26 protein-coding genes are annotated in these 26,547 nt (G+C 68.0%); 7 read left to right on the forward strand and 19 right to left on the reverse strand.

The features are described 5' to 3' along the window. Window positions 1-209: 209 nt before the first annotated feature. The 5 genes from TVNIR_RS13235 to arfB all read right to left on the reverse strand — a co-directional run bounded on the left by TVNIR_RS13235 (window position 210) and on the right by arfB (window position 4,917). Window positions 210-2,573 (reverse strand): ABC transporter permease, encoded by a 2,364-nt coding sequence (locus TVNIR_RS13235; RefSeq protein ID WP_015259546.1) that lies wholly within the window; start codon window positions 2,571-2,573, stop codon window positions 210-212. Between the two features lie 13 nt (window positions 2,574-2,586). After that, a complete protein-coding gene (locus TVNIR_RS13240; protein WP_015259547.1) occupies window positions 2,587-3,333 on the reverse strand; it encodes an ABC transporter ATP-binding protein in 747 nt (248 codons plus the stop codon). 97 nt (window positions 3,334-3,430) lie between these two features. Further along, window positions 3,431-3,841, reverse strand: coding sequence for a barstar family protein (locus tag TVNIR_RS13245; RefSeq protein ID WP_015259548.1), 411 nt, complete (start codon window positions 3,839-3,841; stop codon window positions 3,431-3,433). Continuing rightward, the gene (locus TVNIR_RS13250; RefSeq protein ID WP_015259549.1) at window positions 3,841-4,284 is read right to left on the reverse strand and encodes a guanyl-specific ribonuclease; all 444 of its coding nucleotides are present in this window, start codon (window positions 4,282-4,284) and stop codon (window positions 3,841-3,843) included. Before TVNIR_RS13250 ends, TVNIR_RS13245 begins: the two co-directional genes overlap by 1 nt. 195 nt (window positions 4,285-4,479) lie before the next feature. Beyond that, window positions 4,480-4,917 (reverse strand): alternative ribosome rescue aminoacyl-tRNA hydrolase ArfB, encoded by a 438-nt coding sequence (arfB, locus tag TVNIR_RS13255; RefSeq protein WP_015259550.1) that lies wholly within the window; start codon window positions 4,915-4,917, stop codon window positions 4,480-4,482. A gap of 423 nt (window positions 4,918-5,340) precedes the next feature. Here arfB and TVNIR_RS13260 point away from each other — a divergent pair, with 423 nt between their 5' ends. Continuing rightward, window positions 5,341-6,273, forward strand: coding sequence for a carbohydrate kinase family protein (locus tag TVNIR_RS13260; protein WP_015259551.1), 933 nt, complete (start codon window positions 5,341-5,343; stop codon window positions 6,271-6,273). Between the two features lie 87 nt (window positions 6,274-6,360). On the opposite strand, the gene TVNIR_RS13265 is transcribed toward TVNIR_RS13260, so the two are convergent. After that, window positions 6,361-6,783: a DUF3617 domain-containing protein gene (locus tag TVNIR_RS13265; protein WP_015259552.1), complete on the reverse strand. Its 423-nt coding sequence runs from the start codon at window positions 6,781-6,783 to the stop codon at window positions 6,361-6,363. Window positions 6,784-7,010: 227 nt separating this feature from the next. Between TVNIR_RS13265 and TVNIR_RS13270 the strand changes: the two genes are divergently transcribed. Beyond that, window positions 7,011-7,667 (forward strand): arylesterase, encoded by a 657-nt coding sequence (locus tag TVNIR_RS13270; RefSeq protein WP_015259553.1) that lies wholly within the window; start codon window positions 7,011-7,013, stop codon window positions 7,665-7,667. Between the two features lie 108 nt (window positions 7,668-7,775). Here the strand turns inward: TVNIR_RS13270 and TVNIR_RS13275 are convergent, their stop codons facing one another. Beyond that, window positions 7,776-9,779 carry a BCCT family transporter gene (locus TVNIR_RS13275; RefSeq protein ID WP_015259554.1) on the reverse strand — a complete coding sequence of 668 codons (2,004 nt, stop codon included), beginning with the start codon at window positions 9,777-9,779 and terminating at the stop codon, window positions 7,776-7,778. 175 nt (window positions 9,780-9,954) lie between these two features. Here TVNIR_RS13275 and TVNIR_RS13280 point away from each other — a divergent pair, with 175 nt between their 5' ends. Continuing rightward, a complete protein-coding gene (locus tag TVNIR_RS13280) occupies window positions 9,955-10,710 on the forward strand; it encodes a hypothetical protein (RefSeq protein WP_157092280.1) in 756 nt (251 codons plus the stop codon). Between the two features lie 9 nt (window positions 10,711-10,719). On the opposite strand, the gene TVNIR_RS13285 is transcribed toward TVNIR_RS13280, so the two are convergent. Beyond that, complete coding sequence (locus tag TVNIR_RS13285) at window positions 10,720-11,322, reverse strand: DUF938 domain-containing protein (protein WP_043740666.1); 603 nt, start codon at window positions 11,320-11,322, stop codon at window positions 10,720-10,722. After that, complete coding sequence (pgi, locus tag TVNIR_RS13290) at window positions 11,319-12,983, reverse strand: glucose-6-phosphate isomerase (RefSeq protein ID WP_015259557.1); 1,665 nt, start codon at window positions 12,981-12,983, stop codon at window positions 11,319-11,321. Before pgi ends, TVNIR_RS13285 begins: the two co-directional genes overlap by 4 nt. A gap of 107 nt (window positions 12,984-13,090) precedes the next feature. Between pgi and glgA the strand changes: the two genes are divergently transcribed. Further along, complete coding sequence (glgA, locus tag TVNIR_RS13295; RefSeq protein WP_015259558.1) at window positions 13,091-14,545, forward strand: glycogen synthase GlgA; 1,455 nt, start codon at window positions 13,091-13,093, stop codon at window positions 14,543-14,545. 110 nt (window positions 14,546-14,655) lie between these two features. After that, window positions 14,656-17,499, forward strand: a complete 2,844-nt coding sequence (gene ppc, locus TVNIR_RS13300; RefSeq protein ID WP_015259559.1) for a phosphoenolpyruvate carboxylase — start codon at window positions 14,656-14,658, stop codon at window positions 17,497-17,499. A gap of 89 nt (window positions 17,500-17,588) precedes the next feature. On the opposite strand, the gene panD is transcribed toward ppc, so the two are convergent. The 8 genes from panD to TVNIR_RS13340 all read right to left on the reverse strand — a co-directional run bounded on the left by panD (window position 17,589) and on the right by TVNIR_RS13340 (window position 23,232). Further along, window positions 17,589-17,969 (reverse strand): aspartate 1-decarboxylase, encoded by a 381-nt coding sequence (gene panD, locus TVNIR_RS13305; protein WP_015259560.1) that lies wholly within the window; start codon window positions 17,967-17,969, stop codon window positions 17,589-17,591. Between the two features lie 87 nt (window positions 17,970-18,056). Then, window positions 18,057-18,911: a pantoate--beta-alanine ligase gene (gene panC, locus TVNIR_RS13310; protein WP_015259561.1), complete on the reverse strand. Its 855-nt coding sequence runs from the start codon at window positions 18,909-18,911 to the stop codon at window positions 18,057-18,059. A gap of 5 nt (window positions 18,912-18,916) precedes the next feature. Further along, window positions 18,917-19,708, reverse strand: coding sequence for a 3-methyl-2-oxobutanoate hydroxymethyltransferase (gene panB, locus TVNIR_RS13315; RefSeq protein ID WP_015259562.1), 792 nt, complete (start codon window positions 19,706-19,708; stop codon window positions 18,917-18,919). Between the two features lie 17 nt (window positions 19,709-19,725). Then, window positions 19,726-20,376, reverse strand: coding sequence for a deoxynucleoside kinase (locus tag TVNIR_RS13320; RefSeq protein ID WP_015259563.1), 651 nt, complete (start codon window positions 20,374-20,376; stop codon window positions 19,726-19,728). Further along, complete coding sequence (folK, locus tag TVNIR_RS13325; protein ID WP_015259564.1) at window positions 20,373-20,891, reverse strand: 2-amino-4-hydroxy-6-hydroxymethyldihydropteridine diphosphokinase; 519 nt, start codon at window positions 20,889-20,891, stop codon at window positions 20,373-20,375. Before folK ends, TVNIR_RS13320 begins: the two co-directional genes overlap by 4 nt. Further along, complete coding sequence (gene pcnB, locus TVNIR_RS13330; RefSeq protein ID WP_043739747.1) at window positions 20,888-22,258, reverse strand: polynucleotide adenylyltransferase PcnB; 1,371 nt, start codon at window positions 22,256-22,258, stop codon at window positions 20,888-20,890. The genes folK and pcnB overlap by 4 nt, the downstream gene beginning before the upstream one ends. A gap of 123 nt (window positions 22,259-22,381) precedes the next feature. Further along, window positions 22,382-22,831: an NUDIX domain-containing protein gene (locus tag TVNIR_RS13335; RefSeq protein ID WP_015259566.1), complete on the reverse strand. Its 450-nt coding sequence runs from the start codon at window positions 22,829-22,831 to the stop codon at window positions 22,382-22,384. Next, window positions 22,828-23,232 (reverse strand): RNA-binding S4 domain-containing protein, encoded by a 405-nt coding sequence (locus TVNIR_RS13340; RefSeq protein WP_015259567.1) that lies wholly within the window; start codon window positions 23,230-23,232, stop codon window positions 22,828-22,830. The genes TVNIR_RS13335 and TVNIR_RS13340 overlap by 4 nt, the downstream gene beginning before the upstream one ends. Window positions 23,233-23,282: 50 nt before the next feature. On the opposite strand from TVNIR_RS13340, the gene TVNIR_RS13345 reads away from it, so the two are divergent. Then, window positions 23,283-23,975 (forward strand): glutathione S-transferase family protein, encoded by a 693-nt coding sequence (locus tag TVNIR_RS13345; protein WP_015259568.1) that lies wholly within the window; start codon window positions 23,283-23,285, stop codon window positions 23,973-23,975. On the opposite strand, the gene TVNIR_RS13350 is transcribed toward TVNIR_RS13345, so the two are convergent. Both TVNIR_RS13350 and TVNIR_RS13355 read right to left on the reverse strand, forming a co-directional pair. Beyond that, the gene (locus TVNIR_RS13350) at window positions 23,918-24,409 is read right to left on the reverse strand and encodes a YcgN family cysteine cluster protein (RefSeq protein WP_043739749.1); all 492 of its coding nucleotides are present in this window, start codon (window positions 24,407-24,409) and stop codon (window positions 23,918-23,920) included. The two genes, TVNIR_RS13345 and TVNIR_RS13350, sit on opposite strands and share 58 nt — an antisense overlap. Beyond that, complete coding sequence (locus TVNIR_RS13355; protein WP_043740669.1) at window positions 24,409-25,113, reverse strand: hypothetical protein; 705 nt, start codon at window positions 25,111-25,113, stop codon at window positions 24,409-24,411. Before TVNIR_RS13355 ends, TVNIR_RS13350 begins: the two co-directional genes overlap by 1 nt. Before the next feature lie 390 nt (window positions 25,114-25,503). Between TVNIR_RS13355 and TVNIR_RS13360 the strand changes: the two genes are divergently transcribed. Then, complete coding sequence (locus TVNIR_RS13360; protein ID WP_015259570.1) at window positions 25,504-26,529, forward strand: MBL fold metallo-hydrolase; 1,026 nt, start codon at window positions 25,504-25,506, stop codon at window positions 26,527-26,529. Window positions 26,530-26,547 lie beyond the last annotated feature (18 nt).

Here is a 26,547-nt window from a genome sequence, read left to right on the forward strand (position 1 = left end):
CCGACCCCCCCAAGGCCCCTCCCCCGGTCACGGTGGAGAGGCCGGAGAGGGGGAAATACACGGTCCAACCGCAGTGCACTAACCCCGCTCCCCCTTCACTCCAGGCATCCTGCCTCTACCCCTCGCCCGCGTCCGGCCGTCGAAATCCGCTCCAGGCGGATTCGCCCCACTCGCGGGAGGCGGAAGGAAGCATTCGCAATCACGCGCTCTCACTCCACCGCCTTCAGCACCGAGACCTTGTCCAGCCGGTGCAAGCGCCTTACCACAAACACTGCCGCGACCGCCGAAGCAGCCAGCACCGCCGCGGTGGCAAAGCCGTAGGCCGCCGGCGTCAGTACCAGCGGCACCCGGAACATGTCCATGCTGAATGCCTGGTTCAATGCCCAGGCGAACCCGGTTCCGATCAGCCAGCCGACCGGCAGCGCGACCACCGTCAGTGCCAGGATCTCGCCGACCAGGATCGCACTCACCTCGGCGCGCGAGTAGCCGAGCACCTGCAGCGTCGCGAGTTCGCGCGCGCGTTCGGCGAACGCGATGCGCGCGTTGTTGTAGACCACCGCGAACGCGATCGATCCCGCGAGCAAAACGAACACCAGCGCGAACATCAGGATGGTATCCCCCATGTATTCCCGGATGTTGCGCTCGGCCTGCGAGATCTGCCCGATTGCGGCAACGCCCGGAATCTCCCACAAGCTGTCGAACAGCTCCGTCTCGCGTGCGGGATCGACCAGCAGCCAGGCGCCGCTGACCGCGGGGCCCTCGCGCATCAGGCGGTTCACCGCATCCCTGCGCATGTACGCGCTGACCCCAAGCGGTTCGTCCACCACCCCGGTCAGCGGCACCGAGACGGTTCGGCGGTGCCCTTCCTGGATTTCCACACGCACCGGGTCTCCCACCTGCAACCCCAGATCGTCCGCAAGGTAATCGGTCAGCAGCAACCCCTCGGGTGGCAGGCGCTGGGGTCGCTGCCGGCCGTCGAGCAACTGGCGCAGTTGCGGTTCCTCGTCCAGCCCGAGGATCGCGGTGCGGTAGTCGCGGTGCCCGGCCAGAAGCCGCACCGGCACGCTGCGGTAGGTTTCGACCGCGAGCACCCCGGGCTGGTGGCGCAGTTCGCCGTGGACCCGTGCCGGAGTCGGATCGGTGAAGGTCAGATGCACGTCCATCCGCAATACCAGCCGGTACTGGGTGTCGAGCATGTGATCGACCGCGTTGAGCTGGTAGGCGCCCATCACCAGCAGCCCCACCGACATCGCGATGCCGAGCACCGACAGGCCTGCCTTCACCGGGTGGCGGCCGATGTTGCGCAATACGATCCGCGCGCCCTGATCCAGCCAGCGGTCGGGAACGGCGCGCTCGATCCAGCCCTTGCGGAACCTCGCGGGCGGTTCCGGACGCATCGCCTCGGCGGGCGGCAGACTGACCGCGCGCCAGACCGAGCGCAGCGTTCCAAGCAGCGCGGCGCCGAAGGCAACCGCGACCGCGAGCAACAGCACCCAGCCCTGCAGCCGGAAGCGCAGCTCGGGAAACCGGAAGTACTCGGTGTAGATCGCGGCCAGCCCGGTGCCCGCCCAGAGGCCGAGCCCGACGCCCAGCACGCAACCGACCAGCACGATCAGCCCGGTGAGCATCCCGTAGTGGAACGCGATATCCCGATTGCGGTAGCCGAAGGCCTTCAGCACTGCGACCTGCTCGCGCTGCGAGCGGATGATCCGGCCCATCACCACGTTCAGCAGAAAGGCCGAGACCAACAGGAAAATCGTCGGCAGAATCGCGGCCTGGGCGCGCAACTGCCGCAGTTCCTCGTGCAAGAAGCGGTGCGACGGCTGGTCGTCGCGGCCGTGGGCGCCGATGCCGCCGTAGCGCGCGAGAATCCGGTCCAGTTGTTCGATCACCGCGGCCTCGGAGGCGCCGGCCTGCAGGGTCATGACCACATTGTTGAACGCACCGTCCATGCCGTAGGCACCGGCCAGCGCGCGCCGGTTCATCCACAGGATGCCGTAGCGTTCGTAGTCGGGCAGCAGGTCGGTTGGCGCGATCTGGTAGACGAACTCCGGCGACAGCACGATGCCGCTGACCCGTAGCGTGGTCAGGCGCCCGTGGATGATTGCGTGCAGCGGGTCGCCGGCACGCAGCCCGTGCGCCTCGGCGAAGGCGTCGCTGACCGCGACCTGGTCGGAGCGCCCCGAATCCGGCAGCCGCCCCTCGCGCAGGTAGAGCTGGTTCAGCAGCGGCTGGCGCCCGTCCGGGATCGACAGCAGCAGGCCGCGCACCGGATCATCGAAGTCGGGAACCTCGAGCCGCACCGCGGCCTGTACCCGGGTCTCGGCAACGTTCACGCCCGGGATCTCGCGAAGCCGCTCGGCCAGGCTGTCGGGGGCACGTTTCAGGTCCGCGAACACGTCGGCGAAGTGATGGTCCTCGTAGAAACGCTCCTGGGTCAGCGACAGCGCGTCCAGCGTGGTCACCGCGATGATCAGCGTCATCACCCCCGCCGCGATCACCACCGCGATCGCCGCCACCTGCCCCTTCAGCGTCGCGAGGTCGCGCAGCAGCTTGCGGTCGAGGGCGCGCATCGAGAGGCCTGCGCTACCAGCGCAGTTCCCCCGGCGCGCGGCGCCGCGCGTTCTCGTGCACCTCGGCCACCTCCCCGTCGTGCAGCCGGACCACGCGGTCGGCCATTTCGCCGATCACCTCGTTGTGGGTGATGATCGCGACCGTGGTGCCGATTTCGCGGTTGATGTGCTCCAGCGCCTCGAGCACCCGGATCCCGGTCTTCGAGTCCAGTGCCCCGGTGGGTTCGTCGCAGAGCAGAACCGCCGGCTGCTTCGCGATCGCGCGCGCGATCGCGACGCGCTGCTGCTCGCCGCCGGAGAGCTGCGACGGGAAGTGGTCGAGCCGCGCCTCCAGTCCGACCAGAGCCAGCGCCTGTTCGGCCGGCATCGGGTTGCGGGCGATATCGGTGACGATCGCGACATTCTCCCGCGCGGTCAGGCTCGCGATCAGGTTGTAGAACTGGAATACGAAACCGACGTGTTCGCGCCGAAATGCGGTCAGCGTCTTGTCCGAGGCACGGGTCAGATCCTGGTTCCGGTAACGCACGCGGCCCCCGGTTGCGGTATCGAGCCCGCCCATGATGTTCAGCAGCGTCGACTTGCCCGAGCCCGAGGCGCCCAGCATCACCAACAGCTCGCCGGCGTAGAGGTCCAGGTCCACGCCGCGCAGCGCGTGGATCTCGACCTCGCCCATCAGGTACGTCTTGGTCAGACCGCGGGTTTCGAACACGATCTCCCGGTTTCGGGGGCCTTCCGGTCGACTCGGTGCGGCGACGTCCATGGTTCGATTCTACGGAATCCGCCGGCCCAGGACAGCGATCCCGGGGGCTCGGCCGGGACTGCCCGCGGACGCTGAAGCAGGCGGCCCCGGAGTCGTTTCAGTGGACCAGCACGGCCCCGCGCAAACCGCTGCCGGGGGTCCGGGCCACGGTACGCAGGATGTCGACGAAGACCTCGGCAGCCGCCGGGTCGCGTTCGCGGAAGCCCTCGAAACCGGTCACGACCAGCACCCGTTCCGGGCCGCTGCGATTCTCGGGACCGAACAGGGCCTCTTCCAGCGCGTCCCAGTTGAAGCCGAACCAGGCACCGAAGCCCAGCGCCTGGTGGAGTCTGTCCAGCAGCATCGCCTTGTCGGCCACGCCGACCAGGTCCACATGCTGCGCGTCCAGAGACCCGTGCCGCAGCGCGTCCAGGACCGCAGCCGGGTCGCTGCCGCCAGGAAGTTCGAGCAGCGGCTCCGGGCCGGCCAGCCAGTCGGGCAGCGTCGACGGGTCGGCCGGGGGCGGCATCAGCGAATCCTCCGGAAACTTCGGTAATGGTCGTGAGTGTAGTAGACCTCGCCATCCTCCCCGATCACCAGGCGCTGGGGACCGGCATGCGAGATGCCGGGCGTGCGGATCACGTATTCGCGGTAATGCCCGGACGGCCGCGCGGGCAGCAGTCCCTCGCGGTTGTGGAACACGCCGCCGTCGTTGCGGTGCGGGTCACTCTCGCCGGCGGCGATACGCTCGAGGGCCGGCGCCAGATCGACGTCGCCCTGCCACGCCACCCGGCCGTCCAGATCGCGCACCTCGACGTTGGGTACCACCAGGCCGTGGTCGCCCGCCGGGGCTAGCTCCTCGACCGGGGACGGTGCCGGGTCCGGGCCCAGCCAGGAATTCGGCCCGAACTGCAGGGCCGCAAAGGCGACGGCCAGGATCAGCAGGGTCAGCAACAACGGTTTGTTCGACATCCGGGTATCCTCCGCGGGTCGGAATCAGCGCCTGTAACCATACCCCCTGCGCCAACGCAGGGCAGGGCAGCGGGATCCGTCCGGCAAGGCGCGGGGCACCGGACAGTCCGCGCACGCGCGAGTCTGCGCCGGCAACGCGGCAACCCCACAACGTTGCCAGGCGCGTTCAGGGGCAATCACAGCCAGCATCGGTTATCAGCCATCGTCGGTCGGGAAGCGCATCCGGCCCCGTCCCTGCTTGCGCTGTCCGCGGGCCTTCTTGCCGCTCAGGCGACGCTCCCGCGAGGCGCGGGTCGGGCGCATCGGGATGCGCGGCGCCGGGGGCCGCTCGGCTTCGCGCAGCAGCTCCGCGAGGCGCTCGAGCGCATCCTCGCGGTTGCGTTCCTGGCTGCGGAAGCGCTGCGCGTGGATGATCAGCACGCCCTCGCGCGAGATGCGCTTGCGCGCGATCCGGCACAGACGCTCCCGGATCTCGGACCCGAGGGCCGGACAGGTCTGCACGCGGAAGCGAAGCTCCACCGCGCTGTCGGTCTTGTTCACGTGCTGGCCACCCGGGCCGGTCGAGCGCTTGTAGCGGAACTCGAGATCCTCCTCGGGCAATGCGAAGCCCGGGCCGACCGCGATCAGCGCCATACGGGTTTCTCCGGGCCCGCGCAAGCGGGTTTCGCGATCCCAGCCACGCCGTCGGACGCATTCAGGGGCGGCCGCGGCGGGCAGGCAAACCCTCGCACCGGGTGGGTTGCGGGGCGCTGGCCGTGCCTTGCGGCATCCCCTGCCCGGGCAGCCGCGACAGGGCGCCCGGATCCCTGCGCGATCACGGCCGTGCGTCGTGCCGGTTTGTTGTCGGCGCCAGAAATCCTTAGGCTATGCGCCTTCCCGTACCGGGTCGCCCTGCGGCCGGCGGTCTCGCCCGGGCATGAATCCCCCGGGTTCGGGGTCCGCACATCGCGGCCCCGGCCAGGCCCGCCGCGATGTCTTCGCATCCGCGGGACAGCGGCATCGCGCCGTGTTCGCTGCTGATCGGCGAATCCGTTCACCAACAGCCAAGGAGTCTCCATGTCCGCCCTGATCTGCGGTTCCATCGCCTTCGACACCATCATGGTCTTTCCCGATCGCTTCAAGAACCACATCCTGCCGGACAAGGTGCATATCCTCAACGTCTCCTTCCTGGTACCGGAGATGCGCCGGGAGTTTGGCGGCTGCGCCGGCAACATCGCCTACAACCTGAAACTGCTCGGCGGCGAACCCGTCCCGATGGCCACCGTCGGCTCGGACTTCGGCGTGTACGCGGAATGGCTGGACCAGCAGGGAATCGACCGCCGCCACGTACGCACCATCGACGGCAGCTTCACGGGCCAGGCGTTCATCACCACCGACCAGGACGACAACCAGATCACCGCGTTCCATCCGGGCGCGATGAACTTCTCGCATCACAACCGGGTGCAGGATGCCGAGGGCGTCCGCCTGGGAATCGTCTCCCCCGACGGCCGCGACGGCATGATCCAGCATGCCGCCCAGTTCGCCGAGGCCGGCATCCCGTTCTTTTTCGACGTCGGGCAGGGACTGCCGCTGTTCAGCGGCGACGACCTGACGCGCTTCCTGGAGCAGGCGACGTACGCCGCCTTCAACGACTACGAGGCTCAGCTGACGGCCGAACGCACCGGCCTGACGCTGGAACAGATGGCCGAGCGTGTGGATGCGATGATCGTGACCCGCGGCGGCGAGGGATCGGACATCTACACCGCCGGCCAGCGCATCACCATCCCCGCAGTGCAACCGACTGCGGTGGTCGACCCCACCGGCTGCGGCGACGCCTACCGCGCGGGACTGCTCTACGGGCTGGAGAACGGCATGGACTGGGAGACGACGGGCCGGATCGCCTCGCTGCTCGGGTCCATCAAGATCGCGACCGCCGGAACCCAGAACCACCACTTCACGCGCGACGAATTCGCCGAGCGCTTCCACGAGGCCTTCGGCTACCGGTTCTGATCGCGCGATCCCGGCCGGCTCCGGCGGGCCGGGACACCCGAACCGGTGCCGGCCCCCATCGGGCCGGCACCGGAACGCCCCGCAGACTCAGCAGTCGCCGAGGCGGCGCCCTTCGAGCACGATCTCCATCTGCATCGGTCCCATCGGGGTGTTCATCCGCGCGGACATCGTGCCCTCGGCACGATCACCGAGAAAATGCATCTCGGCGTCCATCGTCATGTCCATGCCGTCCTCGTGCTGGCAGCTCATGGTGTAATTCATCCCGTCGGCGCGAACGTCCTGGGAGGTGATCTCGCATTCCTCGACATCGACGTCGAACAACTGCCCGTCGGACAGATCCTCGGCGGTCACGCACTCGCGACTGGTCTCGCGCTGCTCGGGCATCATCCCGCCCGCGAATGTCGTGGTCGTGACCATTTCCCACTCGCCGGGCTGCAGATTGGGCTGCGTGGCCGATACCGCCAGGGGCAGTGCGAGCAGGGCGGCTGCGAGGAGGCTGCGACAGAGCATGGCATGGTTCCTTATCGGTTGGGCGAAGGGGGACGCGATCCGGTCGCCCGCCGCGCAGTCGTCCCCAGCAGGATGCGAGCGGAAGGCCGCCACGCTGCCACGCCCGTTCGGGAAGGTCAATCCGAACCCGGCCGGTGGGGTGATACCCTGGTCTCCTCACGCAGACACCGCCGGCCGTACGAGTACGATCGTCGGGCCGCAACTCCGCACGGGGAGAAAGCCTCACGATGCCGCCGTCCGCCCGCCAGCCCCGCCCGCCGCAAGTCTCCGTCAGCCGCGGATCAGCGGCGATCCTGCTGCTGATTCTGAGCCTGCTGGCCGCCTGCTCGCCGGGGCCGGAACCCCTGTCACCGCTGGGTGCCGACGCGGTGATCCTGGCCTTCGGGGACAGTCTCACCGCGGGTACCGGTGCCGATGCCGGCGCTTCGTTTCCGGCGGCGCTCGAGCAACTGACCGGGCGCAGGGTCATCAATGCCGGGCACCCGGGCGAACGCTCGGCCGAGGGCCTGGCCCGTCTGCCAACGCTGCTCGACGAACACCGGCCCGACCTGCTGATCCTGACCCACGGTGGTAACGACCTGCTGCGGCGTATGGACACCGACCAGACGCGGGACAACGTCGCGGAGATGGTGCGCCTGGCGCGCTCGCAGGGCGTCGACGTGCTGCTGGTGGCCGTGCCGGCGCCGACCCTGCTGCGGCTGCGCAGCGAACCGATCTACGCCGGGATCGCCGACGAATTCCGCATTCCGCTCGAGGACGGGGCCCTGGCACACATCCTGTCCCGGGACGCGCTGAAGGCCGACCCGATCCACCCGAATGCCGCAGGCTACCGCGTGCTGGCCGAACGCATTCACGAATTGCTGGAACGGTCCGGGGCGCTTTGATCCTCCGCCGGTTCACGCCCCCGGACGCAGCGGCCGCGGCCGCACTTACCGCGGAGCACCGGTGGCCGAGGAAACGCGCAGTGCCCGCAAGCGGCCACAGCGTGAGCGTCAGCGCATCGCGGCGAGGAAATGCATGTGCCGTTCGTACTGTTCGAGCACGTCGTTGATCACGTCCTCCCGCGCCCAGCCCATCACGTCGTAGTCCTGGCCGCCCTCCTTCAGGTGGACCTCGGCGCGGTAGTACTTGAGCGTTTCCAGCCGCTTGTCGCGGGTGTCGCGCATCACGAAGGTCGGAGGCTCGTAGGCGCGGGGGCGCACCGAGTAGAAGAAATCGATCTCGTCGCCGTGGCGCACCTCCACCCACACGCGGCCATCCTCGCCTTCGCCCACCTCCGCGGCCAGGTTCTGCTTGCGCAGTTCGTGGGCAACCTCGGTCAACGCCGGCTTGACCGACTCGGAGATGTAGCGGAGCACTTCCTTGCGCTTGGGCTGGTGAATCATCGCGTGCAGCCGGTTGCGCCAGTTGCGAGCGGCATGCGGGCCGCTGGGCATCACCCGCGCCTCGCGCAGGCTGATGCGTTTCACGCCCTCGATGCGCAACGCGCTGAGCAGTCCCCAGCACATCAGGATCATCACGATCGTGAACGGGAGCGCGCTGGCGATCGTCGCGGTCTGCAAGGCTGCAAGCCCCCCGGCGATCAGCAGTGCCGCGGCAACGATACCCTCGACGATCGCCCAGAAAATGCGCTGCCAGGTGCGGGAATCGTCCCGGCCCCCGGACGTCAGAATATCCACCACGAGCGAGCCCGAGTCCGAAGAAGTCACGAAGAAAGTCACCACCAGGGTCGTCGCGATCAGCGCCATCAGCCCCGACAGCGGCAGGTGTTCGAAGAACTGGAACAGTGCCACCGAAGTGTCGGCCGCCACCGCGTCCGCCAGTTCGGTGATGCCCTGCACCATGATCATGTGCAGCGCGGTGTTGCCGAAGAAGGTCATCCACATCAGCGTGAAACCCAGGGGCACCAGCAGCACGCCGACCACGAACTCGCGGATCGTGCGCCCGCGCGAAACCCGCGCGATGAACATGCCGACGAACGGCGCCCAGGCGATCCACCACCCCCAGTAGAACAGGGTCCAGCCACCGATCCAGCTGGTCGGCTCGTAGGCGTAGAGGTTGAAAGTCATGTGGAACAGGTTGGAGACGTAGTTGCCGGTGTTCTGGACCAGCGTCTGGAGCAGGAGCACGGTCGGCCCGGCGATCAGCACGAAAGCCAGCAGGCCGCCGGCCAGGATCATGTTCAGCAGCGAGATGCGGCGAATCCCGGCATCGAGACCGAGGGCCACCGAGACCGTCGCGATCGCGGTGATCGCCGCGATCAGGATCACCTGGATCGTCACGGTGCTGGGCACTCCAAACAGGTATTCGAGCCCGGAGTTGATCTGGATCACGCCGAAACCGAGCGAGGTGGCCACTCCGAAGATCGTCCCCAGCACCGCGAAGATGTCGACGACGTGACCGATCGGCCCGTAAATGCGCTCTCCGATCAGCGGATACAGCGAGGAACGGATGGTCAGCGGCAGACCGTGCCGGAACGCGAAATACGCGAGCGCCAAGGCCACCACCGCGTAGATCGCCCAGGCGTGCACGCCCCAGTGGAAGAACGTGATGCGCATCGACTGCCGCGCGGCCTCCACGGTCTCTGGATCGCCGACCGGCGGTGTCACGTAGTGCATCACCGGTTCCGCGACCCCGAAAAACATCAGGCCGATGCCCATCCCGGCGGAAAACAGCATTGCGAACCAGGATCCGTAGCTATAGTCCGGCTCGCTGTGGTCCGGGCCGAGCTTGATGCGCCCGAAACCCGAGAGGGCCAGCGCGATCACGAACACGATGAACCCGGCGACGGCCAGCACGTAGAACCAGCCGGCGGAGTCGGTGATCCATCCCTGCACCGCGTCGAACAGGATCCCCGCAGTCTCGGTGAATACCGCCGCGAGCAGCACGAAGACCAGGGTCAGGACCGCCGAGACGATGAATACCGGCGGGTTCATCTGGATCCACGGCGGACTCCCCTTCGAAGTCGTGCCGTTCGCTCCGTCATGCTCCGCCATAGTGATCCCCCCGACGCTCTCCCGTGACCGGCAGGCACCGGCCCGAGCGTACTTGAGCACGAAGCGTGGCTCGCGGTCAAAAGGCACCGCCCCTTGGGGGACAGCTGGAAATGGCGCCAGCGTGGCCTATCCTTAGTGTTCAGAACACCGATAGCGAAACGACAGACGAGTGAACATGATCAGCATCAGGGGTTTCGGCCCGCTCGCGCTTGCAGTGCTGGCACTGGGCGCGAGCCAGACCACGTTGTCCGAGTGGGAACAAGAACTGAATCGCGGCGCGAGCGCCGACGACACCGGGTTCCCGATGCTCGCGCAGCAGGATCCGCGTGCCCCGCGCAGCACCTTTCGGGGCCAGCCGGAGTATCCGCCACCCGACTACCTGGCCGACTTCGAAGAAGGGCAGGATCGCCAGACCCAGCGGGCGGAACGCGATTCCGGCCAGCGATTCGACCCGCGCAGCGTAGACCCCGGGCAAGCGGCCCCGGAATTCGCACCCGGCGGCTACGGCCGCAGCCTTCCCGGCGGCGTGACCGGGCGTACGGAAACGCCCCGTACCGATTTCGGTTCGGTGACCGGGCGCGGCAGCGCGCCCGCCACCCCCGGCACGATGCCGCGGCGCGGCGACTACGGTGCCCCTTTCCGGCCTGGCGGTTTCCCCGGCGACCGGGGGCGCATGCCGGACCCGCGCGAGCGCACGCCCCCGCCGACCGGCCCCGGGGAATATCCGGGGGCCGAACCCCGCTGGCCGGAACGCCCACCCGTACCCACCCGGGAACACCAGTGGCCAACCGCACCCGGGGGCAGTTACCAGACCCAGCCCGAGTTCCCCTCGCAGCAGCGGCAACGCGACCGGCGCGAAGCGCCATCACGCGGCTTCCCGGACGCGCCGGAATTCCCTGCGCCGGGCCGTAGTTTCGACTGGCGGCGGTAACGCCGCGGATCAGTCGCGGCGGCGCCAGATCAGGGTGAGGTTGTTGACCGGCATCACGATCCGGTCGACGAGTTCCAGCGCGCAGTCTCGAGCCGCCTCGTGCAGCTGATCCAGATCGCGTACCCCCATTCCGGGATTGCTGCGGCGCAATGCCGCATCGAAGCCGGCGTTCGACGCTGCGGTATGCCGGCCGCTGATCGCGAACGGCCCGTACATCGCGAACAGCCCGCCGCCGCGTAGCACCTGTCCGACGCCGGCGAGCATCGCGAGCACTTCGGGCCAGTGCATGATGTGCGCGGTATTGGCCGTGTAGGCATAGTCGAAGACCTCGTCCGGCCAAGGGCCGGTCGCCACGTCGAGCACGCGCACCGGGCGCAGATTCGGCAGCCCGGCGCTGACCCGCCAGGCCTCGATGCCCGCGGCATGGGCGGCGACATCACTCGCCTGCCACTCCAGGTGCGGCAGGGCCGCAGCGAAATGAACCGCATGCTGACCGGTACCACTGCCGATCTCGAGCACGCTTCCCGGGGCGCGGAACCACTCGCGCAGCACCGCGAGGATCGGATCCTTGTTCTGCTCGGCCGATTCGGCAAAGGGCCGCTGCATGCTCAGACCTGCGGCAGCCGCGCGCGCAACCAATCGATGGTCGCCTGCGTAGCCCCATCATGCGCATGGCCCGCGCCCGGCTCGGCAAAATCCTCGAGCACGCGGCCGGCCAGCTGCTTGCCCAGCTCGACCCCCCACTGGTCGAAGGCATTGATGCCCCAGAGCGTCGCGAGCAGGTAGATCTTGTGCTCGTAGAGCGCGATCAGCGCGCCGAGCGTCTGCGGATCCAGCCGCTCCAGCAGGATCACCGTGCTCGGCCGGTTGCCCGGGAAGCTGCGATGCGGCGCCAGCCGCGTCACCTCCGCCTCGGGCAGCCCCTCCGCGGCCATCTCCGCAGAGGCCTCCACGGCGGTCTTGCCCAGGGCCAGCGCCTCGGCCTGCGCGACGAGGTTCGCGAGCAGGATCGGATGATGTCCGGGCAGGCCGTGTTCGGGTTGCGCGACGCCGATGAACTCGGTGGGCGCCCACCGCGTACCCTGGTGCAGCAGCTGGTAGAACGCATGCTGCCCGTCGGTGCCCACCGCGCCCCAGACCAGCGACCCGGTCTCGTGCTCGGGCGCAGTGCCGTCATGACGCACACCCTTGCCCAGGCTCTCCATCTCCGCCTGCTGCAGATACGACGGCAGCAGTTTCAGCCGTTCGTCGTAAGGCAGCACCACGCGCGCGCAGGCGCCCAACAGGTTGTGGTTCCAGACATCCACCAGCGCCATGCGCATCGCCGCGTTCGCAGCCGCCGGCGCCTCCAGCACGTGCTGGTCCACCGCCTGTGCGCCGGCCAGGAACGCGCGGAATCCGTCCATGCCCAGGTACAGCGCGATCGGCAGGCCGATCGCCGACCACACCGAGTAGCGCCCGCCGACCCAGTCCCAGAACCCGAACATGTTGCGCGTGTCGATGCCGAATGCCGCGACCCGCTCGGCATGCGTCGAGACGGCCACGAAATGCCGGGACACGGCCTCGGGGTGATCGGTGTGGCGCAGCAGCCAGGATCGGGCGGAGCGGGCGTTGGTCAGCGTTTCCTGGGTGCCGAAGGTCTTCGAGGCGATGATGAACAGCGTGGTCTCCGGATCGACCTGCCCGAGCACCTCGTCCAGCGCAGCACCGTCGATGTTGGAGACGAAGTGCATGTCCAGCACACGCCCATCGGCAGCGGGCACGGCCAGCGGCGCAAGTGCTCGGCAGACCATCCGCGGACCCAGGTCGGACCCGCCGATGCCGATATTCACCACGCTGCGGACCGGGCGCCCCGAATACCCGACGTGGCTACCGTCATGAACCCGCTGCACCAGATTCCCGATGGCATCGAGAACCGCGTGCACATCCCCGACCACGTCGCGGCCGTCGATCACGCACTGGGCATTGCGCGGCAGGCGCAGCGCCATGTGCAACGCCGCCCGGTCCTCGGTGGTGTTCACGTGCTCCCCGCGGTTCTGACGCTCCAGCGCCTGGTCCAGCCGCGCGGCATCCGCAAGCGCATACAGCGCCTGCCAGGCCGCCCCGTCCAGACGCTGGCGGGTCCAGTCCAGGCGCATCCCCGCCAGATCGAGCACGTCGCGCTCGACCCGCTCCGGCTCCCCGGTCAGCAGGTCACGCAGGCGAATGTGGCGGAGGCGGTCGCGCGCTTCGGCCAGTTGCGGCCAAGGCAATGCAGCGTGGGTCTGGGACACGTGGGCTCCTGAGGTCTGCGGGCAGGAAATAGTCGTAGGCCTTACACTACGAGGTCATAAACTACAACGGCAGCCCCGGCCAGACAACGCGCCCCGGAGTCCGCACCATGCGCATCCTCTTTGCGAGCAGTGAAGCCTTTCCACTGGCCAAGACCGGCGGGCTGGGCGATGTCAGTTCGAGCCTGCCGGCGGCACTGAAACGGCAGCGGCAGGATGTGCGCCTGGTGCTGCCGGCCTATCCCCGCGCGGTCAGCCGGCTGGCGGATCCCACCCGCCTGCCCGGCCCTGCCAGCGCCCCCTGGAGCCTGATCCAGGGCTATCTTCCGGGCACCTCGGTGATGGTGTACCTGGTCGACTGGCCGATGTACTTCCAGCGCGATGGCGATCCGTACCGAGCCACCGATGGCAGTGACTGGCCGGACAATGCACATCGGTTCGCCGCATTCGCGCAGGCGGTGGCCGCGATCAGCGTCGACGAGGCGCAGCTCGACTGGGCCCCTGAGATCCTGCACGTCAACGACTGGCAGACCGGGCTGGTTCCGGTTCTGCTGCGGCACCATCCGCGGCGCCCGCCGACGCTGTTCACCATCCACAACCTCGCCTACCAGGGCCTGTTCCCGGGCGAACTGCGGCACCAATTGGGCCTGCCGGAGGATCTCTGGCACTGGGAGGCGCTCGAGTTCCACGGACAGCTCTCGTTCATGAAAGGGGGCCTGGTCTTCTCCGACGCGATCACCACCGTTTCGCCGACCTACGCCCGCGAGATTCAGACACCCTTGGCCGGAATGGGCCTGGACGGCGTGCTGCGGGCGCGCTCGGCCCGTCTCCACGGGATCCTGAACGGCGTCGACTACAGCGAGTGGAATCCCGAGAGGGATGGCTACCTGACCGCGCATTATCACGCCGACAACCTCGAGGGCAAGGCCGCGAACAAGGCCTCACTGCAGGAGGAGCTGCAACTCCCGGTGCGCCCGGATCTGCCGCTGCTGGGACACGTCGGACGCATGGTGGTGCAAAAGGGCATCGACCTGCTGCTCGAGGCCTGCGAGCCGTTCTTGGCGGAACGGCGGATGCAGCTCGCGCTGGTCGGGAGTGGCGACCACATCTTCGAGGAATCGGCGCGAGCCCTCGCCCGCGCCCACCCGGACTACTGCAGCGTCGTAATCACCTACAACGAAGGGCTTGCGCACCAGCTCGAGGCCGGATCCGACGCCTTCCTGATGCCCTCGCGCTTCGAGCCCTGCGGGCTGAACCAGATGTACAGCCTGCGCTACGGCACTCCGCCGATCGTGCACGCCACCGGGGGCCTTGCGGATACGGTGATCGACGCCAACCCGGCAACCCTGGACGATGGCACGGCCACGGGCTTCTGCTTCATGCCCGCAACCGCCGCCGCGCTGGGCGAGGCGATCGAACGCGTCCTGACCCTGTTCGGCGAACCGGGTCAGGAACGCTGGCAGACGATGATCCGCAAGGGCATGGCGCGGGATTTCGGCTGGAGCCAGAGCTCGGCGGCATACCTGGAGCTCTACCGCGACCTGCGGGGGTCGCCACGCGGCTGAAGGGCGCGATCCTCCGGGCGCCGCAAGCGCCTGGGGTATAATGCAGCCTTTCAACCCGAACAGGTGACGAGGCCGGCCTTCATGCCGGCCTCGTTCGTGCAGGCGATACCATGACCGAGAACCGTACAGACGAACGCTTTCTGCCCAAGGACAAGGAGCTGCGCGCGCGGGTCCGGCTGTTTGGCGAACTGCTCGGGAACGTGATCCGCCGGCTCGAGGGCGAAGCGGTGCTGGACGCGGTCGAGGCCCTGCGCAAGGGCTTCGTGAACCTGCGCAAGCGCGAGGATCCGAGGCTGCGCGAACGCATGATGCGCTGCATCGTGCACCAGACCCCCGAGATGACCGAGCGCATCATCCGGGCCTTCAGCATCTATTTCAGCCTGGTCAACATCGCCGAGGAAGATCTCTTCTACCGCTGGCGCCGCGCCCAGGTGAGCAGCGGCGAACCGCTGTGGACCGGATCGTTCGACCGCACCCTGCGCCAGTTGCACCAGGAAGGGGTCTCGGCGGCGGAGCTGGAACGGCTGCTGTCGGGGCTGAGCTACATGCCGGTATTCACCGCGCACCCGACCGAGGCGCGCCGGCGCACCACGATGCAGAACCAGCGCCGCGTGTTCCAGACCGCGGACCGGCTCAACCAGCCGCGCATCGGTGGCGCCGAGCGCCGGCTGCTGATCGAGGAGCTCGAGGCACAGATCCAGATCCTCTGGCGTACCAACGAGGTACGGGTGAAGAAACCGCAGGTGCGCGACGAGATCAAGTACGGGCTGTTCTATTTCGAGGAAAGCCTGTTCGAGGCCATCCCGCAGACGTACCGCTTCCTCGAGAAAGCCGTGCGGCGTACCTACGGGATCCAGCCGGACGGGAGCCTGCCCATCCGCATTCCCGCGTTCCTGCGCTTCGGCTCGTGGATCGGCGGCGACCGCGACGGCAACCCGAACGTGACCCCCGAAGTCACGATGCTCGCGTGCCGGCTGGCGATGCAGCAGGTGCTGCGGGAGTACATCCGGCGCGTGACCCACCTGCGCAACGTGCTGACGCACTCGTCGCTGATGTGCGCGCCCTCGGCCGAGTTCCTGGCGAGCCTCAAGACCGACAGCAGCATCGCGCCCGCGGTGTTCCAGGGGTACATGGACCGCTACGAAACCGAGCCCTACCGCCGCAAGCTCCAGATCATGGCGTACCGCCTGAAGGAAACGCTCGCGACGGTGGAACGGCGCCTGGCCGGAGAGAGCGCGGTACTGCCGGTGATGTCGGCCTATGCCGGGGCCGACGCCTTCCTCGCAGACCTGCGGGTGATCCACGACTCGCTGGTCAGCCACGGCGAGCGCAACATCGCCGCCGGCGAACTGACGGACCTGATCCGCCTTGCCGAGACCTGCGGCTTTCACCTGCATCACCTCGACGTACGTCAGGAATCGACCGTGCACAGCGCGGCGGTCGCGGCCATCCTGGCCCAGACCGATCTGGCCGCCGACTACGAGACGCTCGACGAGCCCGGGCGGATTGCGCTGCTGAGCGAACTCATCGACCGGCCGGACCTCCCCGAACCGGATCCCGAACGGCTCGATGCCACCGCGCGCGAAACCCTGCGCGTGTTCGAGGTGATTCGCGAGATGCGCGTGGAGGTCGGCCCCGAGGGTATCGGCACCTATGTGATCTCGATGACGCACGCCGCGTCGCACGTGCTCGAGGTGCTTTTTCTGGGGCGCCTGGCCGGACTCGCGGGCGAAGCGTCGGACGGGCCGTTCTGCCACCTGCGGGTCACCCCGCTGTTCGAGACGATCGAGGATCTGCTGCACGTCGAGGACGTACTCGAGGGCCTGCTCGCCACGCCCACCTATGCACGCATGCTCGCCGCGAGCGGCAACGTGCAGGAGGTGATGCTCGGCTACTCCGATTCCTGCAAGGACGGCGGCATCCTGGCGTCGAGCTGGAACCTCTACGAGGCGCAGAAGAAAATCGTCGCGATCACTGAGCGCTTCGGCGTGCGCTGCCAGCTGTTCCATGGCCGTGGCGGCACCGTGGGTCGCGGCGGCGGCCCGACCCACGAGTCCATCCTGGCCCAGCCGCCGGCCACGGTGCAGGGCCGGATCAAGTTCACCGAACAGGGCGAGGTGCTGTCGTACAAGTATAGCAACGTGGAAACAGCCGTGTACGAGATCGGCGTCGGCGCCACCGGCCTGATCCTCGCGAGCCGCAGCTTGATCCGCGCGCCCGCCCGGGACCGCGACGAACACATGGCGACGATGAACGAGCTCGCAGGGCTCGGCGAGGACGCCTACCGGGAACTGGTCGACCGCACCCCCGGCGTGCTCGATTACTTCTACGAGAGCACGCCGGTACAGGAGATCGGTTTTCTGAACATCGGCTCGCGCCCCTCGCACCGGCGCAAGAGCGACCGTTCCAAGACCTCGATCCGTGCGATTCCCTGGGTTTTCGGCTGGGCCCAGTCGCGCCACACCCTGCCCGCCTGGTACGGCATCGGGGCGGCGCTGGCCGCCTGGCGCGGCGAGGATCCCGCCCGGCTGGAACTGCTGCAGCAGATGTACCGCGACTGGCCGTTTTTCCGGTCGTTGCTGTCCAACAGCCAGATGGCGCTGACCAAGGCCGACATGCGCATGGCCGCCGACTACGCGAAACTCTGCAGCGACCAGGCACTGGCGGGGCAGGTCTTCGAGAAGGTGCGCGAGGAGTACGCGCGCACGGTGCGCGAGGTGCTGCTGGTGGCTCAGCTCGATGCGCTGATGGACGAAACGCCGCTGCTGGCCCTGTCGCTACAGCGCCGCAATCCCTACCTGGATCCGCTGAACAGCATCCAAATCCACCTGCTGCGCGAGTCGCGGGCGCTGGAGGCGGGGCAGCCGGAAGGGGAGGAAACCGACAATCCCTGGATGTCGCCGCTGCTCCGTTCGATCAACGCCATCGCGGCGGGAATGCGCAACACCGGGTAAACCAGTGCCAGTCGCGTGCCGCGCCTGACCGGCCGCGACCGGGATTGCGATGCAGCCCCGGGGGCCCGTATCACGACGATACCCGGCGTTCAGGCGGCCTGGACGGGGATCTCGTGACCGGTGCGGGTGATCGCGTTGCCCGGACCCAGGTAGACGAGGTTCGGCGTGAAGCGGCTGGCCTCGGCGGCATCGAGTTGCGCGTAGGCACAGATGATCACCCGGTGTCCCACCGCGGCCTTGTGCGCCGCGGCACCGTTCACCGAAACCACGCCGGAGCCGGGTTCGGCCTCGATCGCGTAGGTGGTGAAACGCTCGCCGTTGTCCACGTTGTAGATCTGGATCTGCTCGAACGGCAGAATACTCGCAGCCTGCAACAGATGCGTGTCGATCGCGCACGAGCCCTCGTATTCGAGTTCGCAGTGCGTCACCCGGGCCTTGTGCAGCTTGCCCTTCAATAGCGTGATCATCATAGGCGGGGTCCCCGTTGGCACTGGCGACCAGACGTGATTGTGCGGCGCATTATGAGCGAATCCCCGGTCACCGGCAAACTTCCCGCATCACAAACGCAGGTTATCGATCAGCCTTGTACCGCCCAGCCAGGCCGCGGCCAGCAGGATCAATTCCCGGTCGCCCGCGTCCGGCTCGCCCAGGTCGCTGCAGCGCCGAACCTCGACGTAGTCCGGTTCGAAACCGGACTCACGCAGCCGTTCGCGGGCCTGTGCGGTACATTCCGCGAATACCGCCGGCCACCGATCCGGCTCGGCCACGCAGGCCGCCGCGGCCTCCCGCAGGCTGCGGTAGAGTTCCGGCGCCCGCCGGCGAGCCGACTCGGACAACTGGCCGTTGCGCGAACTCAGCGCCAGCCCGTCGGCCTCGCGTACGGTCGGCACGGCATCGATCAGCACCGGGAAATTCAGCGCGGCCACCATGGCCTCGATCAGCTTCAGCTGCTGATAATCCTTTTCGCCGAAGACTCCGACGTCCGGCTGCACCAGGTTGAACAGCTTGGCCACGACCGTCGCAACACCATCGAAATGGCCGGGTCGGGACACACCCTCGAGAATCCCGGACAGTTGCGGCACCGTCACCCGTGCCGGCACGCACCCTTCCGGGTACATCTCGGTGGGCTCCGGGCAAAACAGCGCATCGACGCCAGCCTCGGCGAGTTTCCTGGCGTCGGCGTCGAGCGTACGCGGGTAGCGTTCCAGATCATCGGGGCGATCGAACTGCATCGGATTCACGAACACGCTCACGAGCACCCGGTCGCCCCGTTCCCGGGCATGGCGCACCAGGGCCAGATGCCCGGCGTGCAGATTTCCCATCGTTGGCACAAAGGCCAGCAACTGGGAATCCCGCCGCCGCCATTCGCGGCAAAGAGCGGCTACCTGCCGCCGGTCATGGACGATACGCATGGTTGTCAGTCGAAAGTATGGACGCCGGACACCGGGAAGCGGCGCGAGCGCACTGCGTCGGCATAGGCGGCGATCGCCGCCGCGAGGCTGCCGGCCCCCGCCATGAAATCCTGCGCGAAGCGCGGCGGTTTCGGTGTCAGACCGATCACGTCCTGCAGCACCAATACCTGGCCGTCGCACTCCGGGCTCGCACCGATCCCGATCACTGGAACCCCGGCGGCGTGGGTGATTCGCGTCGCCAGCAGCTCGGGCACGCTCTCCAGCAACAGGCACTGCGCACCCGCGACCTCAAGCGCGCGCGCCTCGGCCTGCATCTGCTCGGCCGCCACGACCCCGCGCCCCTGGACCCGGTAGCCGCCGTACTGGTGCACCGCCTGAGGGGTCAGACCGAGGTGCGCGCACACCGGAATGCCTGCGGCGACCATGCGGTGCACCAGCTCGCTCTGACTGCCGCGGCATTCCACCTTGACCATCTGCGCACCCGCTCGCATCAGCGCCCCGCCCTGCTCCACCGCAGTTGCCGAGTCGCGGTCACCCAGGAACGGGAGATCGGCCATCAGCAACGCGCGCCTGGCGCCCCGCGCGACGGCCTCGAGATGGTAGATCATCTGCTCGATGGTGACCGGCAGCGTCGTGTCATGGCCCTGGACCACCATGCCCAGCGAGTCCCCGACCAGGATCACGTCGATGTCCGCGGCATCCAGCAGGCGCGCAAAACCCGCGTCGTAGGCGGTGAGACAGGTGATGGGCCGGCCCTCGCGCTTGTATTTCTCCAGTGTTCGTATGGTCGTGCGCATGGATCCTCCTTTGCCGCTCACAGGTGGATCGGAAGCGGGTTGAAGTAATGCCGGCCCCCGGGCACCTGCTCCAGGAACTGCACCAGCTGTCGGAAATCCGAGTCGCTGTTCACCCAGTCAATCTCCGCGGCATTCACGATCACCAGTGCCGCCGTATCGAAATGGTAGAAGAACTCGGTATAGGCCGCATTCAGACGCTCCAGGTAGGTGGCATCGATGTGGCGTTCGTATGCCCGGCCGCGGTGACGGATCCGTTCCAGCAGCACATCGACCGGCGCCTGCAGGTAGACGACCAGATCCGGTCCGGGGAGCTGCGGGCGCAGCTGGCGGAACATCTCGTGGTAGATCTCGATCTCGTCCGGCGACAGGTTCAATTCCGCGAACAGCGGATCCTTGTCGACCAGGTAATCCGCCACATGGAGGCGCTCGAACAGCCGCATCTGCGCGACCGGCTTGAGCTGTCGCACCCGCTGCACCAGGAAATGGAGCTGGGTGGCGAGCGCGTACCGGGAACGGTCGACATAGAAGCGTTCGAGGAAGGGGTTCTCGTCGGGTTCCTCGAACAGGGCCTCGGCGCCGAGATGCTGCACCAGCATCCGCGCGAGACTGGACTTGCCCACGCCGATCGGCCCCTCGACCGCGACGAAGCGGAAATCCCCCAGGCTCACGCGCGTGCCACCGTTTCCAGGCACCCGTCGATCGGCACGAGCCCGGATGCCATCCGGCTGCAAAGCCCGGACAATGCCCCGTGGCCCGGGATCTGCAGATCCGGCGCGAGCTCCTGCAGCGGGAACAGCACGAAGTCGCGCTCGGCGATCCCGGGATGCGGCACCCGCAGCCCCGGCTCGTCGACCACGCGGCTGCCATAGAGCAGGATATCCAGGTCCAGCAGCCGGGGTCCCCAGCGCCGGCCGTCGCGGCGGCGGCCGAAGGCGAGCTCGATGCGCTGCAGTTCCCGCAGCAGTTCGCCGGGTCCGAGCGCGGTCCGGATTCGGGCCACCGCGTTCACGTAGTCGGGCTGATCCTGCGGGCCCATCGGCGGATTGCGGTACAGGCGCGAGCATGCGACCAGTCGGCTGCCCGGAATGTCCTCGGACAGGCGGGCACAGGCCCGCGACACCTGTGCGGTGGGATCTCCGAGGTTGGCCCCGATCCCGATGTAGGTGTCGACTGCGGTCTTCATGAAGCCGGCCGCGCCTTGCGTCTGCGGCGACGCCGCGGCCGGGAACGGGCAGGCGACTCCTCGGCACCCGCGCCCGGCCGGGCGGCTTCGTGCTGGCGCGCCTCGCCGCTGTCCTGGAACCGGGTCCACCACTCGCACAGTTCGGGGTCGGCCTGCCCCGCGCGTGCCCGCAGGCAGAGGAAGTCGTAGCCGGCCCGGAAACGGGGGTGCGTAAGCAACCGCGCCGCGCGGGCACCCTGGCTGCGCGGCAGCCGCTGCTGCAGTTCCCAGATTTCGCGCACCACCAGCCCGAAGCGCCGGGGGATCGACACCCGCTGTACCTGGCGCTCGAGTACCGCAGACGCCGCCTGCTGCCAAGCCGCGGCCGGCTCCTCGCCGGCATCGAGGCGCGCCTGCGCCGCGCGCTGCACCGGCGCCCACAGCAGTGCGGCATACAGAAACGCCGGGTGCACGCCCAGTCCTTCCCGGATCCGGTTGTCGGTGTTGTTCAACGCCTCGACCAGGAACGCCCGCACCCCGGCGCCGGTGTCCGGATGCCCGAAGCAGTCAGCGGTCTCGGGGAACATCATCGCGAACAACCCGAAACGTTCCAGTTCGTCCAGGCAGGTCACCGCGGCACCGCTGTGGAAGAGCTTCAGGACCTCGTCGAACAGCCGTGCAGGCGCGGCCGTGGTGAGCAGATCGGCATGCCGGTGCAGCGCCTCGTCAACTTCCGAAGCCAGCCGGAGGCCCAGCTTGGCCGCGAACCGAACTGCGCGCAGCATGCGCACCGGATCCTCGCGCAGGCGCTGCTCCGGGTCGTTGCCGATCAGCCGCAGCACGCCCTCGTGCAGATCCTTCACGCCGTTGGTGAAATCCAGCACCGAGTAGTCGGCGATATCGTAGTACAGCGCGTTGACGGTGAAATCCCGGCGCCAGGCGTCCTGTTCGATGGTGCCATAACAGTTGTCGCGCAGGATGCGCCCGTCCTCGCTCAGTTCGACGTTGCCGTCGTCCTCCTCCCCGGCCCCGATCGGCGCGCGGAAGGTCGCGACCTCGATGATCTCACGTCCAAAGGTCACGTGCGCCAGGCGGAAGCGACGCCCGATCAGCCGGCAGTTCCGGAACAGCCGGCGCACGTCGTCGGGATGGGCGTCGGTGGCGACATCGAAATCCTTGGGCTCGCGCCCGAGCAGCAGGTCGCGCACGCCGCCCCCGACCAGGCAGCTCCGGAAACCCGCATCCCGCAGCCGGTACAGCACCTTCAGGGCGTTATCACTGATCGCGGCCCGCGAGATCGGGTGCTGATCACGGGGGTACACCCGCGGCTGTATCGTGGCTGAGGCTGACTGGCTCACCGTCTGTCGTCGTATCCGGGAAAGCGCCATATGATAGCAGCTTGCCTCCGGCATGCACCGGAAACGCTGCCGGAATCGGCCCGTCCCAGGCGCCTTCGCTCACAAGCCGCCCCTCTCCCCCGCAAGCGGGAGAGGGGAGAAAAGCCCCGCCGTTCAGCGCAGAAGGAGGCGGATCGGGGCGACATCTCCGGTGGCGCGGTGGCGCAGGTAGTCGTCGAGGATCCGGCGATGGTCGAACGCGAGCGCAAAGGCCCGGTCCTCGGGATCGAGCCACTGCAGCGAGCGCGCGTCGTCCTGCGCCCGCGCATCACCCTCGCCACGAGCCACGTAGACCGCGCTCACGGTATGCCCCCGGGGATCCCGAGCCGGATCGGAGTACAGTCCCAGAAGACACTCCAGCCGAACATCCAGCGCGGTCTCCTCGCGCGCCTCGCGCCGGGCGGCCTGCTCCACCGTCTCGCCCTCGTCGACGAAACCGCCCGGAAGAGCCCATCCCAAGGGCGGATTGCGGCGCTCGATCAGCAGCACCCGACCGGGCTGCGCCGGCTGGCGGATGACCAGATCGACCGCCAGCAGCGGTGTGCGCGGACGTTGGACTGTCATCGTTCCCCCTCCTTGCGGATGAAGCGCCGAATATGCCGGCGCTCGCGCTTGTCCGGGCGCCGGCCCGGGCCCCGGTCGAGACGCTCCTGCCGACGCCGTTCGGCCTCGGCCTCGCGCCGGGCGATGCTTTCCGGCGTCTCCTGGTACAGCATCCGCGCCTCGGAGGCGGGCCGCCGCTGCGAATGGATCCCGACGACTTCGATGTCGAATACTTCCTGGCCGCGGTGAATGGTCAGCCGATCCCCCGGATGCAACTTGCGTCCCGGCTTGCAGCGATCGCCGTTTACGTGCACCTTCCCTCCTGCAACCGCCTCGGTGGCCAGTGCCCGGGTCTTGAAGAACCGCGCAGCCCAAAGCCATTTGTCGATACGCAGCGACGCGCGCTCGGGCTCGGACGCCATCACCGCCCGTGCCCACCGGGGATCGATATCACATGCCGTCTGGAGGTTTCATGGCACTGCCCCATCTGCATCTGATCAGCTTTCCGTTATGTCCGTTCGTGCAGCGTAGCGTCATCACGCTGAAACACAAGAACATCCCGTTCGAACGGACCTACCTCGATCCCACCGCACTGCCGGATTGGTTCCTGGAGAAATCCCCTACCGGCAAGGTGCCGCTGCTGATCGTAGACGAACGCACCGCGCTGTTCGAATCAGCGGCGATCAACGAGTACCTGGACGAGATCTCCCCGCCCCGGCTGCTGCCGGAAGACCCGCTGGAACGGGCCCAGGCCCGAGCCTGGATCGCTCTCGCATCGGAGATGATCGCGGCCCAGTTCCGCTGGATGGGCGCCCCCACCGAGGAGGCCTTCGGCGAGGCCCGCGACGAGGCCGCGAAGGGTTTGCGCCAGTTCGAGAAACAGTGCAGGGCCGGCCCCTGCTTCACCGGGCCCGATTTCTCGCTGCTCGACGCGACCGTGGCACCGGTGCTGATGCGCTACGAACTGCTGCAGGATCCCGGCAGTCCCTGGCAGCCAGCCGAGTTCCCGAACCTTGCGCGCTGGTGGCAGCACATCTCGGAAATGCCCGCGGTGCGCGAGTCCGTGCCCGACGATTTCCTGGCACGCCTGCCGCGCTTCCTGACCAATCAGCAGGGCTTTGCCGGACCACGCCTGGCCGCCGGTCTCGCGGAACGGGGCCACTGACCCGGCCAGTCCACAATGAAGTCCTCCAGCGGCAGGTCGGGTGCCTCGTCCTCACGGACCACCCGGCCCGCCACCGAGACCCCGGCCGCGCGCACGCTGTCCGGATCACCCGAGATCAGCGGGTGCCAGTCCGGCAGCGGAACGCCCCGGTGCCGGAGGCGATAGGCGCAGGTCGGCGGCAGCCACTCGTACTCGGCGACGGTCTCCAGCGTCACGCGCAGGCAGTCCGGCACCTGCCGGTGCCGGGTCGGGTAGTCGGAACAGCGGCCGGTGGCACAGTCCAGCAGGCGGCAGGCAAGCCAGGTATGCGCGAGGGCGCCGCTGTCCTCGTCCTCCAGCTTGTGCAGGCAACAGCGCCCGCAGCCATCGCACAGGGCCTCCCACTGCGCCTCGTCGAGCGTCGCCAACGGGCGTTCCCAGAACGGTTCGGGCATCAGGAGGCATCTGCCGGAGCGTCGTCGAGGCGACGCTGCCCGGCCTGTTCCAGACGTTCCAGCACCCGCTCCCAGCGGTCAAGCGTCGCGTAGTGCATCAGCATCCGCCCACGCCGCGCCGGCACCATGATCGCGAGCCCGCTGTCCGGATACAGCCAGTAGTCCTGGTCGTCGTCGACACGCATCCGCGACACGGGGTCGCCGAAACGTTCCCGGGTCAAGTCTCCATCCCAGCGGGCGCGGGGGATATAGCTCAGCTCCGCCACCGGCACACGTCCCAGTTCGACCAGGGCCGCATCGCTCAGCCCGTACCGGCGGGCGCCACTCGGCATCGGACGTTCCGACGTCCGCTGCTCCCAGATGCGTTCGAGCGCTGGCTCGTCCAGGCCGAGAACCATCACGAGATTGGCCTCGAACGGCGGGATCCGGGCATTGGAGAAGTAAGCCTCCACACTGCGGGTGCCATCGGGTTCGACGAACAGCCGGATATCGGGTACCGGAAGGCGTCCCGCGAGATCCGCCAGCGTCGTCTCGCCGAGGACGATCCCGAGCACCTGCGTACGGCCTGCGCCAAGCACCTCGATCTGCCATGGCAGGTTCTCGAAGCGCTGAACCTGGGGTTCCCGGGGCATCAACAGGAAAGCAGCGAGCAATGCCGCCAGCAACAGCCCCACGAACCACCAGCCTACTGCACGTACACGCATCCGCCCTCCGAAATCGAATTTCACACAACCCGCGGCGCGTGCCCTCCGGCGCCGGCCCGCGGCGGCGCCAGTATAGCAACGCCGCCACTCCGAAGCGGTGCACTGCCCCCTCGCCAACCCCTCCCCCGTTCCGGGGGGCCTTTCTCCCCTCGCCCGCTTGCGGGAGAGGGGCCGGGGGTGAGGGTGAGTGCACCCGGGGCCAGGCCGTGCACTTTCCCCCTCCCCAACCCCTCCCCCGTTCCGGGGGAGGGGCTTTGCCGGTCATGGAAGGTTTTGCGCGTCTGGTGCGTCTTCTGCCGGCACACCCGCGCGGCCGACAAGCGACCGTCCTGGCCGCGCGCCCAGCATCGTCGCCTGTTGTTCATCATTCGCTGTCCGTGGAGTCACCGTATGCATCTGTCCAAAATGTCCCGCCGCCGTTTCCTCCAGCTCGGAGCCGGATCGCTTGCAGGCGCCGGCGTATTTGCCGCCACCCCGCAGATCACCGCCTTCGCCTCCGATCTGAACGACTTCCTGAAAGGGCCACCGGTCCCGGACATCGCGCCGATTCAGATGACCGAGCACGTCTGGATGATCTACTCCGAAGACGTGTTTCCGACCCCGGAGAATAAGGGGATGATGTGCAACATCACTTTCGTCGTCACCGACGAGGGTGTGGTGGTTCTCGACAGCGGAGGTTCGCTGCAGATCGGCGAAATGGCCATCCGCATGATCCGCACGGTCACCGACAAGCCGGTGATCTCGATCTTCGTCTCGCATTATCACGGCGACCACTGGCTCGGCAACCACGCGTTCGTCAACGAATTCGGTGCCGACCTGCCGATCTACGCGCACCCGCACACCAAGCAGGAGATCGAGGGCGTGCAGGGCGACCTCTGGCGCAGCCTGATGGAACGCTGGACCGAGGGCGCGACCATCGGCACGCGGGTGATCGCCCCGAACCGCGAGATGACGCATGGCGACGAATTCCGCTTTGGCGGCGTAACCCTGCGCATGCACCACTACGGTGTGGCCCATACGCCAAGCGATATTTCCGTGGAAGTGGTCGGCGAGGGACTGACCTATGTCGGCGATGTTGCGATGGAACGGCGCATCGCGAACATGGACGACGGGTCGTTCCAGGGCTCGATCGACTACATCGACCGCCTGAAGGCCGCCGCCGGGTCGGAGATCTGGATCCCCGGCCACGGACGCCCAACCGACGATCTGCTGCAGTGGAACCAGGAGATGTTCGCGGGCATCTACGAGAACTGCCTGGCCGCGGTCGAGAACATGGAGGACATGGAGGGCGCGCGCGAACGCGTGATGGCCGACCCGCGGGTCGCCGACAAAGCCGACGAGACGCGCGGATTCGACGCCAACATCGGGCGCTACATCAGCCTTGCCTACCTCGAGGCCGAGATGGCCGCGTTCTGAGGCGCGACAGCAGCCGCT

Source organism: Thioalkalivibrio nitratireducens DSM 14787, assembly GCF_000321415.2.
GTDB classification, from domain to species: Bacteria; Pseudomonadota; Gammaproteobacteria; order Ectothiorhodospirales; family Ectothiorhodospiraceae; genus Thioalkalivibrio; species Thioalkalivibrio nitratireducens.